Origin of the sequence: Microcoleus sp. CAWBG27 (assembly GCF_020883145.1) — a bacterium.
Lineage (GTDB): Bacteria > Cyanobacteriota > Cyanobacteriia > Cyanobacteriales > Microcoleaceae > Microcoleus.
The window spans coordinates 1-15,583 of the sequence record NZ_JAHREU010000037.1; the positions used below are offsets into that span (position 1 = coordinate 1).

At 45.3% G+C, this 15,583-nt stretch carries 15 protein-coding genes; 5 read left to right on the plus strand and 10 right to left on the minus strand.

Going from position 1 to position 15,583, the window contains the following annotated elements; all coding sequences use genetic code 11:
• Positions 1-786: 786 nt before the first annotated feature.
• Positions 787-1,059, plus strand: a complete 273-nt coding sequence (locus tag QZ938_RS19785; protein ID WP_293146764.1) for a DUF1816 domain-containing protein — start codon at positions 787-789, stop codon at positions 1,057-1,059.
• Positions 1,060-1,562: 503 nt separating this feature from the next.
• On the opposite strand, the gene QZ938_RS19790 is transcribed toward QZ938_RS19785, so the two are convergent.
• On the minus strand, positions 1,563-2,579 hold the full coding sequence (locus tag QZ938_RS19790; protein WP_293352895.1) for a J domain-containing protein: 1,017 nt from the start codon (positions 2,577-2,579) through the stop codon (positions 1,563-1,565).
• Positions 2,580-2,763: 184 nt separating this feature from the next.
• Positions 2,764-3,033, minus strand: coding sequence for a hypothetical protein (locus tag QZ938_RS19795; protein WP_293352897.1), 270 nt, complete (start codon positions 3,031-3,033; stop codon positions 2,764-2,766).
• Positions 3,034-3,501: 468 nt separating this feature from the next.
• Between QZ938_RS19795 and QZ938_RS19800 the strand changes: the two genes are divergently transcribed.
• A complete protein-coding gene (locus QZ938_RS19800) occupies positions 3,502-3,777 on the plus strand; it encodes a hypothetical protein (RefSeq protein ID WP_293146768.1) in 276 nt (91 codons plus the stop codon).
• Between the two features lie 54 nt (positions 3,778-3,831).
• On the opposite strand, the gene QZ938_RS19805 is transcribed toward QZ938_RS19800, so the two are convergent.
• The 5 genes from QZ938_RS19805 to pabB all read right to left on the minus strand — a co-directional run bounded on the left by QZ938_RS19805 (position 3,832) and on the right by pabB (position 9,809).
• Positions 3,832-5,121: a glucose-1-phosphate adenylyltransferase gene (locus tag QZ938_RS19805; RefSeq protein ID WP_293146770.1), complete on the minus strand. Its 1,290-nt coding sequence runs from the start codon at positions 5,119-5,121 to the stop codon at positions 3,832-3,834.
• Positions 5,122-5,580: 459 nt separating this feature from the next.
• The gene (locus QZ938_RS19810) at positions 5,581-6,456 is read right to left on the minus strand and encodes a phytanoyl-CoA dioxygenase family protein (protein WP_293146772.1); all 876 of its coding nucleotides are present in this window, start codon (positions 6,454-6,456) and stop codon (positions 5,581-5,583) included.
• Between the two features lie 26 nt (positions 6,457-6,482).
• Complete coding sequence (locus tag QZ938_RS19815; RefSeq protein ID WP_293146773.1) at positions 6,483-7,280, minus strand: methyltransferase domain-containing protein; 798 nt, start codon at positions 7,278-7,280, stop codon at positions 6,483-6,485.
• Between the two features lie 20 nt (positions 7,281-7,300).
• On the minus strand, positions 7,301-7,579 hold the full coding sequence (locus QZ938_RS19820) for a chorismate mutase (RefSeq protein ID WP_293146775.1): 279 nt from the start codon (positions 7,577-7,579) through the stop codon (positions 7,301-7,303).
• 112 nt (positions 7,580-7,691) lie between these two features.
• Positions 7,692-9,809, minus strand: a complete 2,118-nt coding sequence (gene pabB / locus QZ938_RS19825) for an aminodeoxychorismate synthase component I (protein ID WP_293146776.1) — start codon at positions 9,807-9,809, stop codon at positions 7,692-7,694.
• A gap of 375 nt (positions 9,810-10,184) precedes the next feature.
• On the opposite strand from pabB, the gene QZ938_RS19830 reads away from it, so the two are divergent.
• Positions 10,185-11,651 (plus strand): alpha-amylase family glycosyl hydrolase, encoded by a 1,467-nt coding sequence (locus QZ938_RS19830; protein ID WP_293352899.1) that lies wholly within the window; start codon positions 10,185-10,187, stop codon positions 11,649-11,651.
• Positions 11,652-12,205: 554 nt separating this feature from the next.
• Here QZ938_RS19830 and QZ938_RS19835 read toward each other — a convergent pair.
• A complete protein-coding gene (locus QZ938_RS19835; protein ID WP_293352959.1) occupies positions 12,206-12,631 on the minus strand; it encodes a DUF2358 domain-containing protein in 426 nt (141 codons plus the stop codon).
• Between the two features lie 57 nt (positions 12,632-12,688).
• Between QZ938_RS19835 and QZ938_RS19840 the strand changes: the two genes are divergently transcribed.
• Positions 12,689-13,246 carry a hypothetical protein gene (locus tag QZ938_RS19840; protein ID WP_293146780.1) on the plus strand — a complete coding sequence of 186 codons (558 nt, stop codon included), beginning with the start codon at positions 12,689-12,691 and terminating at the stop codon, positions 13,244-13,246.
• A gap of 34 nt (positions 13,247-13,280) precedes the next feature.
• Here the strand turns inward: QZ938_RS19840 and QZ938_RS19845 are convergent, their stop codons facing one another.
• Both QZ938_RS19845 and QZ938_RS19850 read right to left on the minus strand, forming a co-directional pair.
• Complete coding sequence (locus tag QZ938_RS19845) at positions 13,281-13,676, minus strand: VOC family protein (RefSeq protein WP_293146782.1); 396 nt, start codon at positions 13,674-13,676, stop codon at positions 13,281-13,283.
• A 53-nt stretch (positions 13,677-13,729) separates the two neighbouring features.
• Positions 13,730-15,037, minus strand: a complete 1,308-nt coding sequence (locus QZ938_RS19850; RefSeq protein WP_293352901.1) for a histidinol-phosphate transaminase — start codon at positions 15,035-15,037, stop codon at positions 13,730-13,732.
• 183 nt (positions 15,038-15,220) lie between these two features.
• Between QZ938_RS19850 and QZ938_RS19855 the strand changes: the two genes are divergently transcribed.
• Complete coding sequence (locus tag QZ938_RS19855) at positions 15,221-15,484, plus strand: WGxxGxxG family protein (protein WP_293352903.1); 264 nt, start codon at positions 15,221-15,223, stop codon at positions 15,482-15,484.
• Positions 15,485-15,583: the final 99 nt, after the last annotated feature.

The following is a 15,583-nucleotide window of genomic DNA, read 5'->3' on the forward strand; positions in this document are numbered from 1 at the left end:
TATTTTAGGTGAATTTGACAAGTATCTGTAACTCTAAAACCGCATAGGTTCAGCCCAAAAGTTTTTGGGCTTCCAGTTTTCACAACTGGTAAAAAAATCAAACCCACATCTGCGGAATGTGGGATAACAAAAACGGTTTGTAGTGCGGACTTAAGTCCGCAACTAGAGAGCGGACTCAAGTCCGCGCTACGAACAAAACTGCGGTTCGTAGTGCGGACTTAAGTCCGCAGCCAGAGAGCCGACTCAAGTCGGCGCTACGAACAAAACTATAACAAAAACGGTTCGTAGTGCGGACTTAAGTCCGCAGCCAGAGAGCCGACTCAAGTCGGCGCTACGAACAAAACTATAACAAAAACGGTTCGTAGTGCGGACTTAAGTCCGCAGCCAGAGAGCCGACTCAAGTCGGCGCTACGAACAAAACTGTACAGATATCCGTTCAGTTTGAGTTTTCAATTATCCAAAAAGAGAAATATAAATCGGAAGAAGGAAGGCGAAATCTTCCACAACGGTTTCAGCAATTAAAAACTTTCTCATCGTCGGGCGTGGCTGCCATAACTCAAGCCTCAACAATAAAAATAAGCATCATTTTATTCTAGTTGTTGCTTTGCGGATTTTTTTGTAGATGTCATTAAAACTCAGCCTTTTCTCCACCAAAATGCTGATGCTGACCAGCATGAACTCTCAACAATTACGGCCGTTAAATCAGCACTGAGGATGAGTCGATCGAGCTATTCGTCCTGCTAACTTAAGGACAGTAAAAACTACTTGACTGCGGGGACACCTACTATGTTTGGACTTTATATATTCGGTATGTACGTCGCTGCTTTCTGGATACTCACTCAACCGATTGGTGGCAGTAGAAGTCGCGAGTGGTGGGTAGAAGTTGACACAGATTCACCCAAACGCACCTATTACTTTGGCCCTTACGAAAGCAAGGATGAAGCTTCTAATAGTACCAACGGCTACATCAAAGATTTGGAGAAGAAAGGAGCTAAAAAAATTAGCATTAACATCAAGCAAGGTCGCCAACCCAGTCAGCTAACAGCTACTGATGAGTAATATAGCAATCCTAAATGATTCATCAATATTTGTAGGGGTAGTGTCCCCGTGCCTACCCCCTATCTATCGGGGCAACCTGGCTCTTAAAGAACCCCTACAAGAATTATAAAAATGATGCAAGGATTGCTATATCATTTTTTCAAAATCGTGCAACGCCGTAATCGAGCGGGTGTGGCTCCCTTCTTCAATCTCTGGCATTTCAACTACAATCTAATAGCGACGCACTTTACACATTGGGTGGACTAAACAACCCGGATTTTCAGTCTGCCCAACAATTTTCTTATAGCAACCTATTTTCTAACGGTCTAATATAGAGTTAGGTGTCACGGGTCAATTCGTAGAGTGCGCCGCCATTCTTAAATCTTTGGCATTTCATCTAGAATCTAATAGCGACGCACCTTACACATTGGGTGAACGAAACAAACCCAACAAATTTCTTGTAGCAACCTTTTTTCTAAACGGTATTAGCCGATCGCACCAGTGGTTGCTTCTGAGAATTAAGATTAAAGTGCCATCTGGTTTAAAGTGCTGCGGGGATTAAAAGTGCGATCGGCCTTGATTTTTTCGTAGCATTCGCGTTCTACAGCACTCAGTTCTTTCGGCGGGACGATCGCAATTTTGACCAACAAATCCGTGCGTTCGTCTTTCTTCGGTTTCGGCCATCCCTTCCCGCGCAACCGCAAAGACTGACCCGATCGCATTCCTGCGGGAAATTTTACAGTTATCATACCTTCAGGCGCGAGCACTTCAATAGAAGCTCCCAAAACCGCTTCATCTGGAGTTATCGGCACTTCGCAGACCAAATTATCTCCCTCAAACTGAAAGAAAGGGTGAGGCAAAACTTCTAACTTTAGGTACAAATCTCCCTGCTGCTTCGTGTACGGGTCAATTTGACCTTTGCCTTTGACTCGAATTTTGCTGCCGGTTTTCACTCCCGCAGGTATTGAAACTTCACCAGTAGCGACTCGCTTGGAAGTTCCCCGAAATGCTTCCCCCAGAGTCAGCGAAATTGTCACCTCAGTGTCGCGAGTACCTCCGGCGCTGCGGTTATCGTAGCCAGCGAAATCTTCAAATCCGCCAAAACCAGTAGCCCCGCCGGTGCTGGTGCGCTGGCTGCTGTAATTCCACTTGCTGCTGCGGCTGCTACTACTACCTCCACTGCTAGCTGCGCGCCCCAGCAAGGCATTAATAAATTCGTCAAAACTGCCGTACTGGCTGAAGTCAACGCCACCAAAGTCTACATTCGTAGCGCCTGAGCCCGGCCATCCGCTGGGAGTTGCCGCCGCTTGCTTCCAGTATTGACCGTATTGGTCGTATTTTTTGCGTTTTTCTGGATCTGAAAGCACTTCGTAAGCTTCGTTTACTTCTTTAAAACGAGCTTCGGCTTCTTTGTTCCCAGGATTCATATCCGGGTGATATTTCCGGGCTAGTTTGCGAAAAGTTTTTTTAATTTCGTCAGAGCTGGCGGTTTTGTTGAGTCCCAAAATAGCGTAATAGTCTTTAAAATCTGTTGCAGCCATTAAGTAATCCTCTCTTTATTAGTTATTAGTTGTTAGTTGTTAGTTGTGAGAAAGGATAAATCCCAAATTAGCAGGATGGCGAGTTATAGCAACCGCGCCTGACGGTGAGGAGGTTGTTAATTCCTGAAACCCTTACGGAAGATTGCTTCTTCCTTCTTCCCTCTTGTTATCCCGAGCGAAGCCGTTATAGTCCTTTACCCTCTTTCCTCTTCCTTCTTGCTTCTTCCTTCTTCAAATTATAGGTTATCAAAGTTTTGGACTCGATCGAGTTCGGTTGTTGCTTGCGGGACATCGCAATTTCCGCACCCCGCTGCTGTTGGAGATTTTGAGGAGTAGTAAGTCTTTGCGATTTTGGTGTGGCTGCGATAGCTGGTGAGAGTGTGGGGAGAGTTGAGGTGAACCCGGGAAAGCTGCTGCGGTTGTGGGCGCGATCGCCCGTTGGGTTGACTGCCACTGGCGATCGATCTTTTTTTACCGTGCGCGGTGCGATGGCTACTTCCTTAGCTTACGCCTACGAACTTTTCTTTCTTTAGCTTTTCGCTCAATGCAAATCCTAGCAGGTTCTCATCAGCAACTCCCGTCCAAATCTGCTACCTTAATTCTGACTCAATTCTACCATCAAGCGTACATTAATTCAACAGCCTTTGGATATATTTTTTTCTGACACTACTGGTGCTATACTTTTTTATTTTAACACCACATCTATACCTTTAAGTCATAAAATATAACAAAATATATCTGCTGTCTGTTAACTAGAGCACACACTTCAAAAAAAATTAAGATAAGATGGTAACTCAATAACTTATTAACGTTACGAGGGTGATAACATCATGAATTATTTGCTAAGTTGGCCTTGCGGCTGCTGCGACGATTGGAAAGATAGTTCCGAAAGTTGTGTGATGCTAAGAAACGGGCAGCGCATTTGTCAGTCGTGCTACGAGCGCAAATACAAGAATCAGAAGCAATCCGCCAGACGCAGGCGATCGAACATACGCGTATCACCGCAGACCGTAACAGAGACTGTTCCTTATTAATGCGCCTGAGTTTGAATGAAGCCAAATATTTCGACAGCCTTGCACCAACAGTTGCAATTAATAATGAAGTAAAAAAAATCATCAGTCATCAGTCATCAGTCATCAGTCATTGGTTATCTGTCACTAATTTATTTATTTATCATCAGTCACTGGCTGACAGATAACAGATTTTAACTTAAAAAACTAATGACTGACGACTAATGACTAATGACTAATAACTAAATGATAGTTCCATCAGGAATCGTGGCGTTTTTCAGGACTACGACAATGCCGCTGCGGATGTAAAAACCTTGGTTTTCGCGGTTGGCTTCTTCCACTCGGTCTTTATTAATGATTTGAACGTTCCGGCCGATGCGGGCATTTTTGTCCACAATCGCGCGGCGAATTGTAGTATCTGCACCGATACCGAGGGCGACACCACCGTGGTCTAAACTCGAATGCCGTTCCGCGTCGGGTTCGTAGAAGTCAGCACCCATAAGCAGGCTATCTTGAATCGTACATCCAGCTTCAATGCGCGCTCGAACTCCCAACACAGAATGGTCAATGCGGCACTGTTTGAGAATGCAGCCTTCAGCAATAATTGATTCCGTCACGTGAGTATCTAAAAGCTTAGTCGGCGGCAAGAAACGCGGGCGAGTATAAATCGGCGCATTTTCATCGTAGAAACTGAAAGGAGGCTTAGGCTGTTTTGTCAGCGCCAAGTTAGCATCATAAAAAGCCTCAATGGTTCCGATATCTTCCCAATAATCGTCAAACAAATAAGCTTGAACGTTGTGGTCTTTTGAAGAATTCGGAATAATCTCTTTACCAAAATCAGTTTGGTTGGGAGATTCTTTCAGGAGTTTAATCAGAACTTCTTTTTTGAAGACGTAAATCCCCATCGAAGCAATGTAAGGACTTTCCTGAGCCTGCTGCGGTGTCAGTCCCAGTTTAGTAGTATCCACCTGCATTTGTTTGAGCGCATCGCCTTTTGGCTTTTCGCTGAAAGAAATAATGCGGCCGTTGTCGTCGATTTTCATCAAACCAAAATCCGAGGCCCGCTTCTCGTCCATCGGCAAAACGGAGAGGGTGATATCGGCATTGGTTTCGCGGTGTCTATCGACAAACTTTTGGTAGTCCATGCGGTAGAGGTGGTCGCCTGACAGAATCAAGTATTCGTCAACGTCCCACTGTTCTAGCAGCGAAAGATATTGGCGAACTGCATCCGCTGTCCCTTGAAACCAGTTGGGGTTTTCCTGAGTTTGCTGGGCGGCGAGTACCTCGACAAATCCCTCGGTGAAGCCAGAAAACTGGTAAGTGCGAGAGATGTGCCGGTTGAGGGATGCCGAGTTGAATTGGGTGAGGACGTAAATTTTGACTATTTGCGAGTTGATGCAGTTGCTCACAGGAATATCGATGAGGCGATATTTACCTGCGAGGGGAACTGCGGGTTTGGCTCGCAGTTTGGTTAGGGGGTAAAGGCGGGTGCCTACACCGCCACCGAGGATGATGGCTAAGACTTTTTTCAAGGAACTTTCTCCCTAGGGTCGATTAACTCTCCAAGTCCAGTGTCGGATGGTGAGGGCTTCTTGACAAGGGGGGGAGCGAGGAAGTTTTGAGTTTTGAGTTTTGAGCGATCGAGTTATGAGTTAAAATACCCAGGAATAAATTATGGGGAGGTAAACTACCCCTAAAGCTGGTTTCGCCATCCGCGGGTTCGCTTTCTTCAATTCTTCAATTTTTCAAATCTCAAATCGATTGACGGTAATTTTTGGTGGTATTGCCAATGAATGAAGAGCAAACATATCTGATGAGTTAGTCGCTCGGTATTTACCGTACCAGAAATAGGTAAAGTAGATCGTGGAATAGTTTCAGTTAATGCGTATGGAATATATGAAAATATAACTTTCCCATTAATTTTTCAATTATTTAAACTTTTATTCTTCTGATTAATCTGGGCTTATTTCTTACTTTTTCAATCCGGATAGTCACAGAAGAGGGGTAGGTTTGAGTAGGTTTTTAGAAGCGCTGGCAATCACCTCTTCAGAAAACTTGGCCAGGTCTGTACCTCGCATGAAATCGGTCAATAGGGCAACTGTTGAGTAAGAATCGATATTGGCTGCACCATTGTTTGTGAGAATGTCGTCGTAATGCACGGTTCTAAAGTCAAGACTGAAGCGCGTTGACCCCGATGTATTCGGAACAGCAGAGTGCATCTGTGCCCCTGAAAAGAGAATTACTCCCCCTGCCGGACAGACGATCCGAATTTCCGGCTCAATTTCGATCTGTTGTTCTGGATGCGGAAATTCAGCCTCCCGAAAGTTGTTTTTATAATCTTGTTCTTGATTAAAGCTACGAGAGTCATTGTTGACTGGCTGCTTCCAGTACAAGGGATGGAATGCCAATGCACTTTCAGATTCAAATTCGGAGATGGGTATCCACCAGTTGATTAAGCACTGAGGTGCAGCATACCAAGTATCTCGATGCGGATCGTGAAACATTCCTTCATTGTTCGGCAAATAGCCTCGGGCAGGTACGATTCGTAACTGTGGTAAATCAAAATAAGTCTTGCTTAAGTCACACTCAAACTCTTGCAGCAGCGACTGAACCAGTTGCTTGGTTTGAGGGTGATTCATAATCTGGTGTTTGAGGGAAGATTCAGCAGCCAAAAATTTCTCAACTGGCAAACCGTCCTCTATTACTGAAGGTATCGGTGAACCGAAAGTTGCTTCGAGCAGATCGCAGACCAATTGGTGGAGTGCGATCACACTTGGACAAGCAGAAAAGACAAAAAGTTGACCATTATAAAGACGCTGCCGTCTTACATCGTCTTTAACGCTAGAATCAAAGTAAATAGTATTCATTGACCTAATATCTGGGCATAACTGAATTATTCGTTGAGACTCTTGAACTGTTTGATTCCGGCAACTGCGTACCAGTTACGAGTAAATAAGAACTCATCGACACTTGCTTGTTGACAAAGCTCTGAAAACCATCGTTCTGCTCGATCAGAGGGAAACCCTGCTTCCACAATCCAGTTGCGAATTCGCTCAAAGAAAGGTTTGTCAAAGTCGCGATCGATGCGAACACGGGCATCAACTGTGATGTCAGTCAGTCCTAAATGCTTAAACATACTGGGTAATTTTCGACCCATCCAACCATCGCTCCAGTAATCGGCGGCAGCATTGAGAACACTGCGGGTGAGTTGCTTGTCACCGGGATAAAGCACCGCCGTTTCAAAATCTTGATCTAAAACTGCGATCGTTCCACCTATCTTAGTGACTCGCACCATTTCTTTTAAGATGTCTGCCGCCCTTGGTACATGAGCAAGCACAGCCGCAACATAAACGAGATCGAAAGTTTCATCTGGATAAGGCAGGTGAGTCGCATCTGCCGCCTCAAATTGATAGGATGGAAACCGCTGGCTGGCATTGGTAATCAAATACTGATTGAGATCGACTCCATAAAAAGATGGGGTGACGATCGCCTTCAATGTGCGATCGCAAACCTCTAAGAGATGACCTGTTCCACAACCCACATCCAGAATTTTGGTTGGTGTTGAATCTTTCAGGATTGTTTGAAAAAACCAACTGATAATATCTGAGTAGTATGTATCCAACCGATCGAGCAAAACTTTCTCGGCGGCAATCTCTTGAGCAGGGTCGTGATTTCTAGCATCCAGAACCATAAAATTTTAATCTCCTTGAATCAATTTTTTTCAATAATTTCATCTTCCATCCGACAGCTTTCTTGAATGATTAAACTGTACAAATGAAGCATGAAATCAGGGGTAATCCCCTGTTCTATACCTAGCTCCTGACGGCGCTTCTTCACTTCTTCTACTCGTCCCGGTTGCATCATGGGAATCCCCTCTGCTTTTTTGAAATGAGCAACCTGTCTACACACTTCAAATCGTTTACCTAACACTTCAATAATCTGAGCATCTAAGGCATCAATTTCTTGTCTAAACTGTTCGAGCTGATTCATGGCTGAATTTTACCTCTAATACACAAACTATACCAGACAAATCTCCATCCTTTTTTAAGCCCCTGATTTACTCAGTTAATTTTTCATAACCATCCGTAGTTGTTGTTTCTAATCACAGAATGTGATATGTGTCTGGTTCAGATGTTCCGTGCATTGTCAGAACCAGAGCGTCGATTAAGGCTTTGGCTTTAAGCAGCGTTTCCTGAAACTCCATCTCAGGATCGGAAAGCGCTATAATTCCGCCACCGATACCAATCGAGGTTCGATCGGGTGTCAAAACAGCAGTCCGAATCACAATATTCAAATCGGCTGAACCATTCAAGCCCAAAAAGCCGATCGCCCCGGAATAAACTCCCCGCGCCTCTTGTTCCAGGCGATCGATAATTTGCATAGTGCGGATTTTGGGGGCACCAGTCATCGATCCTCCCGGAAATGAAGCCCGCACGCAATCCACCGCTTGTAGATTTGAACGTAACCGCCCGCGTATCGTTGTCACCAACTGATGTACTGTTGCATAGGTTTCCACATCCATTAACTTCGGTACCTGAACGCTACCCACTTCACAGACTCGTCCCAAATCATTGCGTAACAGATCCACAATCATCAGATTTTCAGCCCGGTCTTTTTCGCTGTTGCGTAGCTGCTCTCGGAGGATAAAATCTGCTTCAGGGGTTTCTCCTCGGTGTAGCGTTCCCTTAATGGGCTTAGTTTCTACCCAACCTTGGCGATCGATCCGCAAAAACCGTTCTGGAGATGAACAGGCGATCGCTATCTCACCAAAGCGCAAAAATGCAGAGTAAGGAGCAGGATTGATTTTACGTAATGTCCGATAGAACGTCAATGGGTCGGGGATCGCATCGGTGTGAAGCTGATTCGTCAGGCAAACTTGATAGGTTTCCCCTTCGTGAATTTCGTCCAAGCACTGGTGGATATCTTGGATGTAATTTTGGTAAGTGCGACTCAAACGGAACTTGACTGGCTGAGAATTTCCCTGGGGTACAAGGGTTGCCAGAGGCGCAAGGGTTTCGAGTTGTTGTTGGATAGTATCAAACCAAGTTTCTACCTGTTCTGTTTGTCCTTTTTTGATTAATTGGAGCAAATAAAGACACTGTTCTTGGTGATCGATGGCAATGATGCGATCGGCAAGTAAGAAAATTGCATCAGGTAATGGTGAAGAATGCACCAATGACGATCCCGACTCTGCCTTGAGTTCATAGCCAAAATAGCCAACAAATCCACAATTAAAATCAAACGGTAAACCATCAGCTTGGCAACTTCGGAGGTCAATTTCTCGTTTGAGATACTCGAAAATACTTTCTCTGCGATGGGTCACCCGATCTGACTGTGTGATAATAAGTTCTTGGGTTAGAGTATGGTATCGCACCAATAGACTGTTTACCCCGCTTCCGTCACCCATAAACGAGAAGCGAGATAGACCAAGTTCCACACGGCTGCTATCTAGCCAAAAAGCGTTCGGTGCATCCTCAAACAACTGTACAAATATTTGTTCTGTATTTGGGCAAATATCCAACTTCCGCGTATACAATTCAAACTGCTGAGACTCTTCTTGGTAGGAGTCATCTATAGCAGGAGCAACAGATCCATATCCTGTCCAATACTGTTTTACTGAACTTCTTGATGACTTCTCAGTAAATTGCAGCGTAATCTCTCTAAAGTTTTCTATTAATCTTTGTCCATATTCTGTACAGATAGACTCTGGGTGAAACTGCACCCCCCAAAAAGGTAGATGCCGATGACGCAATCCCATCACCAGTCCTTCTTCAGTCCAAGCAATTTTTTCTAGGCACTCAGGTAGTTCATCAGCAACTAACAGGGAGTTATAGCGCACCACAGAAAATTGACTGGGAATGCCTTGGAATAATTCCGAATCATTGTGATAAATTTTACTGAGTCTACCGTGTCGAACTTCCGGTGCATGAATCACTTTTCCACCATGTAGGTAGCCAAGTCCTTGATGCCCCAGACAAACTCCCAGCAAGGGCACATCCACTTTCTCAATTATCTGTCGGCAGACTCCAAAATCTTCTGACCTTTCTGGACGACCGGGACCTGGAGAAATTACAATATTGTCGAATGCAATTTCTTTGACTTCATCCCAGTTAAGCCGATCGTTACGAATTACCAGAGGCAGCTCCCCATTTACCTCAGCAATCATCTGGTACAGATTAAAGGTATAAGAGTCATAGTTGTCAATAATTAAGGTTCGCATCTAGCCTTTCTCAAAAAGAGGAGGTACAATTATAGTTGTGAGTCGATCATTAATAGTTGTGAGTCGAGAGGCTGAGTCAGGGTCGATCGTCGCTTTCACTTGATCGGCTGCTGCGGCTGAGTCGGGGTCGATCGTCGCTTTCACTCGATCGGCTGCTGCGAGCGCGACCTTTAATTAGAGCTGCATTACCTTTTGGGTTCTATATTGCTCACTCCGTTTTTGTCAGTTACATGATACATCATCTATCTGAGAAAGGCTATATTTTACGATTTTTTGATCGACAAAACTCGATCGAGCGTCTATTCTCTACCAAAAGCTAGATCTCCTAGAAACATCTGCTAATGTAGCCTAAGCTGTAAAAGACAGGAAAATTGTATGCAAATCCAAACGCCGGACTGGGTTAAACACGCGGTATTCTACCAAATATTCCCCGATCGCTTCGCTAAAAGCAAACAGCCGCGCAAACGCCTCCTGCAAAACTTCATCTGGGAAGAATGGCACGAAATTCCCACCCTCCAAGGCTACAAAGGCGGCGACTTGTGGGGCGTTATGGAACAGCTAGACTACCTGCAAGACTTAGGTATTAACGCAATTTATTTCACCCCGATATTTCAGTCGGCCTGCAATCACCGCTACCACACCCACGACTACTATCAAGTCGATCCGATGTTGGGTGGCAATCCAGCGTTTAAAGAGCTTCTAGACGCCGCCCACGATCGCAACATCAAAATCGTACTCGACGGCGTATTCAACCACGCCAGCCGCGGCTTTTTCTTCTTCCACGATATCCTCGAAAACGGCCCCCATTCTCCTTGGGTAGATTGGTTTAAAATAGAAGGCTGGCCGCTATCTGCCTACGACGGTAATTTTCCTGCTAATTACGCAGGTTGGGATGGCAATCGAGCCTTGCCGGAATTCAATCACGACAATCCAGAAGTACGAGAATACATCATGGAAATTGCCGAATACTGGATTAAATTCGGCATTGATGGCTGGCGGCTAGATGTTCCTTTTGAAATTAAAACTCCCGGATTTTGGCAAGAATTTCGAGAGCGAGTCAAAGCAATTAATCCCGAAGCTTACATTGTCGGCGAAGTTTGGGAAGATGCGAGAGAATGGCTCGACGGCAGTCAATTTGACGGAGTGATGAATTATCTGTTTGCGGCGCCGACTATTGCTTTTGCAGCGGGCGACAGAGTAGATTTAGCTCAAATTGAAGGTCGTTCTTACCATCCCTATCCGCCGCTGTTTGCTAAAGAGTACGGGGACAAAATCCAGCACGTTTTGGAACTGTACCCGTGGCCGATACAGCTAACTCAACTTAATTTGTTGGCGAGTCACGATACAGCCCGGTTGATCTCAATTGCTGGAGGCGATAAAGCTAGCGTAGAACTAGCTAATTTGCTGCTGTTAACTTTTCCCGGAGCTCCTAGCATTTACTACGGCGATGAAGTTGGTTTACCCGGTGCTCTAGATCCTGATTCCCGCCGCGGTTTTCCCTTAGAAGCTCACTGGGAACTTGAGGTTTTAGATTACCACAAGCAGTTGATAGCTTTGCGGCATAAATACGCTGCCCTCCGCACCGGAGACTACCAAATTCTATTTGCTGAGGGAACGGTTTACGTTTTTGCCCGAATTTTGGGGGATGAGGAAATAGTTGTTGCTGTCAATGTCGCGACTGAAGAGGCAAATATTAGTTTTGAAGCAGCTACTTTGAAATCTCCTCACGAGAAATTGCTGTTTGGTAAAGGCGAGTTTGTTTGGAAAGGTGAAGGGAAAACTCGGCAGTTAGAATTGATGCTGCCGGCGCGATCGGGCTTAATTTTAGGTTCGCACAATTAGTTTAAGAACATAGGTTTGTAGTGAGGACTTTAGTCCTCTGATTGCGGACTAAAGTCCTCACTACAAACCGACAGAATGTGATAGGTAAGAATTTTGTTGAGTTTGGGTATGTTTTCCATCCAAGAGGCAATAGGATTAGGAATTTTGGTAAAGGGCTCGTCAGTGGGTGGTAATACCAATTTTCTAAAATCGTGCAACACTCGAAGACCCCCCCTAGCCCCCCCTTGCCAAGGGGGGGGACAAGAATACTGTTATTTCGTTTAAAATTGGTATAAGACGGTGTAGGGGCCGGGACTTTACAATAAATTTAACAAATCGGCTGCTTCAATAACAGTCACGAGTGTTCTGAAAGAATCGGCATTGGTGGCAGTCTCGATAATATCAGCCATGATGTTTTTCTGGAGTGGAAATAGCAGAAAATTAATCTGGGGCGACGATCATTTTAGGTATTTAAAAATAGCAGAAAATTGATCGGAAGGCTGATGATTGTTTGACGAACTATAGGTTACTCTAATTGCTGGTGCGGATGGTTGAGTGCGATCGACCTTTTTGGCCTATCCTGGGGTGACATCCTCGCCTTTGCCCAAAAACTGCTGGAGAATCTCTCCGGGATCTCTGTCCCAGGTATCGATATGTTGGTAAATTAAGCCCTCTGGATCCAGCTTGTATGTAGAATAGCCGTTGAAGAAGATCCGAGCTTTCCAGGGTACGCGCAGTGTCCCGCGAACAGTCCAAGTTGCCACAATAGTATCAGGGGTTGTCTGACTTACGTCGTGCAGGTCGAAGTAAATCTCGGTGAAAAATAGCTGCCCGTGAAATCGCAAAGTCCAAAAGATAATGCGATAGTTGATTTTTCCTTTAAATTTGTTAACTGGGTCTTGAAAAAAAACATCTTTTGTGTAGATGTCGTAGGAAATGTCTTTCTCAAAAAGCGTCGGGAGATCTGCTTTGAGGATGTCTACTGTTTGTTCTACCTGCATTTGATATTCGATCGCGCTCAAGCTACCACCTTGTGACACTATTGTGTGTAAGTTTAAATGGATAATCTCGATCGACAGCAAGAGCATCCAAAACTTGATACATCTAATTATATTGTCCGATCCCGCCTTTGGGCCGATCGGGACTTGGGACATCGAAACCTTGGCACAGATTTGATTGAACACCCCCACTCATCTGACATTCTCGCAGAAATCAACGGCGGCAAGCTGTTGATGGTAGATAGCCGTCGCCGAAACGGTCTAATTTTGATTAAAGGCTTCCATGCGGAGTTTGCCGGGCCTGGTGCTGCCGTTGGAGGTGCTTTTGATGCTGACTCGCAGCAGGCGATTCCTGTGGGGGATTTTTGTTTTGTTTGCCCTCTATCTCCCGCAGAAAGACAGAAAGCTTTCGGAATTAGGCGGCATTGGGTGCGGTTAACGGAACAGTTAACGGCAAAGTCTGTAGCTGCGGAACGCGCACAAATGATTTTAACTCAGTTTGAACAATATTTTGATTCGGAAACAGTGGCACAAATTCCCGATCGAGCTTTGGCACTTTTAGTCGGCGTATTTCCCCAAACTATTCGCGCGGCGCGACAAGGAAATGATCGGTTATAAATTGGTGTAGATAGCTTATGCTGCGATCGCGCTGCTACAAGCTCCACTCGGCATTCTGCAAAACAACTCGATAGCCATCTGGGTCTTCAAAGGTCACTCCATCTTTGTCCCAGTAGGGATTGTAGGAGTTTACAGGCTCAAATCCCATTGCTTTCATTCGCTCAACAGCTTGCTGCCATTCTTGTTGGTTAGGAAGGTAAAAGACGATAAGATTGTCTTTAGTTGGAGCGCCACCTACAATATGTCCCCGTTGATGGATGAATTCAAAGTGGTGGCTTTCTCCTGGCATCCCAACCATTACTCCGTCAAAATCTTCATGGTTTTCAAAACTATCGAGGATTTGCAGCCCTAAACCCTCCGTGTAGAAATGAACAACTCGATCGAGGCAATCCGTTGGACGAGCAACCCGTAAAACCTTTCCTTGAAGCATATATATCTTCTCCAAATTTATTTTTGTGTTGAGCAGAAACTGGATACCGAATATTATGACTTGTCAAAAATTTCTCCTATTCGATCGCAAGTTCGCACATTTTCGTCGGGAGTACCCACGGTAATTCGCAAACCTCCGCCTGTGTGGCGAATTAAAGTACCTTGAGTTTTTAGCTGCTGCATGATTTGTTGGTGTTTGTGTTCGGGCGATTCGCCCTCAGCAGTTGTCACCCGCAGGTAAAGGAAGTTAGCTGCACTCGGCCAAACTTGCAGTTTTTGATGCTGACTTAGCGCTGCAATTAATTTGGCTCTTTCTGAGATAATTTCAGGAATTACTGCTAGCAATAATTGCCGGTGGGCGAGGGCAAACTCTGCCGCTGTCTGCGAGAAACTGGGAAGGTTGTAGGGGAGCCGGATTTTTTCTAAGGTGGCTGTGAGTTCGGGATGGGCGATCGCATATCCGACTCTCATTGACGCTAGGCGAAATGCTTTGGAAAATGTTCGCAAAATTATCCAATTCGGATGTTGGTGCAATCTGTCGGCTAAGGTATTTTGGCTGAATTCAAAATAGGCTTCGTCAATTACTACTAAGATATTTTCGGGCAAATTTGACAGCCATTCTATTTCATTGATTGTTAAAGCATTGGCTGTGGGGGAGTTGGGATGGACGACAAAGACGATGCGGACGGGGGGATTTTGATTTTGGTCTATCGCCCTTTGAGCTGCATTGATGTCGATTTCAAAAGTCTCGGGGTTTCGCCCGACACTAACAACGGGAATCCCCAGGGTGGTGGCGGTAATTCCGTACATGGAAAAGGTGGGATTGGCGACGAAAATTGAGCCTGCGCCGCCCAAGCAAGTGGCGATTAAGAGCGATCGAATTAGTTCGTCGGAACCGTTGCCGACTGAGATATTGTCGGCTGTAATGACAGTTTTTGGCTGTGGAACCCCCCCTAGCCCCCCCTTGGTAAGGGGGGGGACAGGAATAGATTCAGCCCCTAGTCCCGCCTTGTTAAGGGGGGGGACAGGAATAGATTCAGATCCTAGCCCGCCCTTGTTAAGGGGGGGAAAAGGAATAGATTCAGCCCCTAGCCCGGGGGCATTTAGGGATTCGTTGACGTATTGGGCGATCGCTTCTTTGAGTGCTGCATGGCCTCCGTCGGGATAGCGATTTGTCTCAATTAACTGCTGGTAAGTCCAAGCTAGCTTTTGTTTTAATTCCTCTGGCAGATCGTAAGGGCATTCGTTGGTGTCTAGGCGATCGAGTACAATTTCCGAGTGCGCTGATTCTCCTGAGGCGCCGCCCGGATGGGGAGTGTATGCGGTAAGTTCGGCTAAGTCTTTTCTGATAAACGGAAGCATGGTATAATTTACGACTTTTTATTTTAGATAATCTGCTTGCAAGCATCTGAACTTAGCATAAAGCTTGTTCTATCTCAAAAGCAAGAGGAAAGGGGGAATTGAGTTTCTGTCGATCGATTGATGCAGGCATCGCGGCAAATTAATTATCTTGATAGAGTAACTGCTGAAATTTGGAAACATACAATGAATAAATATGCAGCTTCGGCGCTTCTAGCTTTGAGTTTAGCTATTCTCCCTTCAGCCATGCCAGCTCAGGCTCAAACAAACTCCGCTCCGGCACAGAACAATACTGATTCTAATCGAGTTATTTTAGACACAACTCCCTTTCAAGAAAGCAAAGGGGACAACAATCATTGGGGTGCTTTGGGTTTGTTGGGCATCCTCGGTTTGGCAAATCTGTTTCGCAAGGATGAACCCAAAAAGTACCGCGATCCGATGGGCGAATAATTTTAAAAACGGCTGTCGCACAAGCCAGAAACCCCATCAACTGTCTGTCTTGGACGCAGAAACCGGGTTTTTTACGAAACTACTGGATTATTGCCTTTA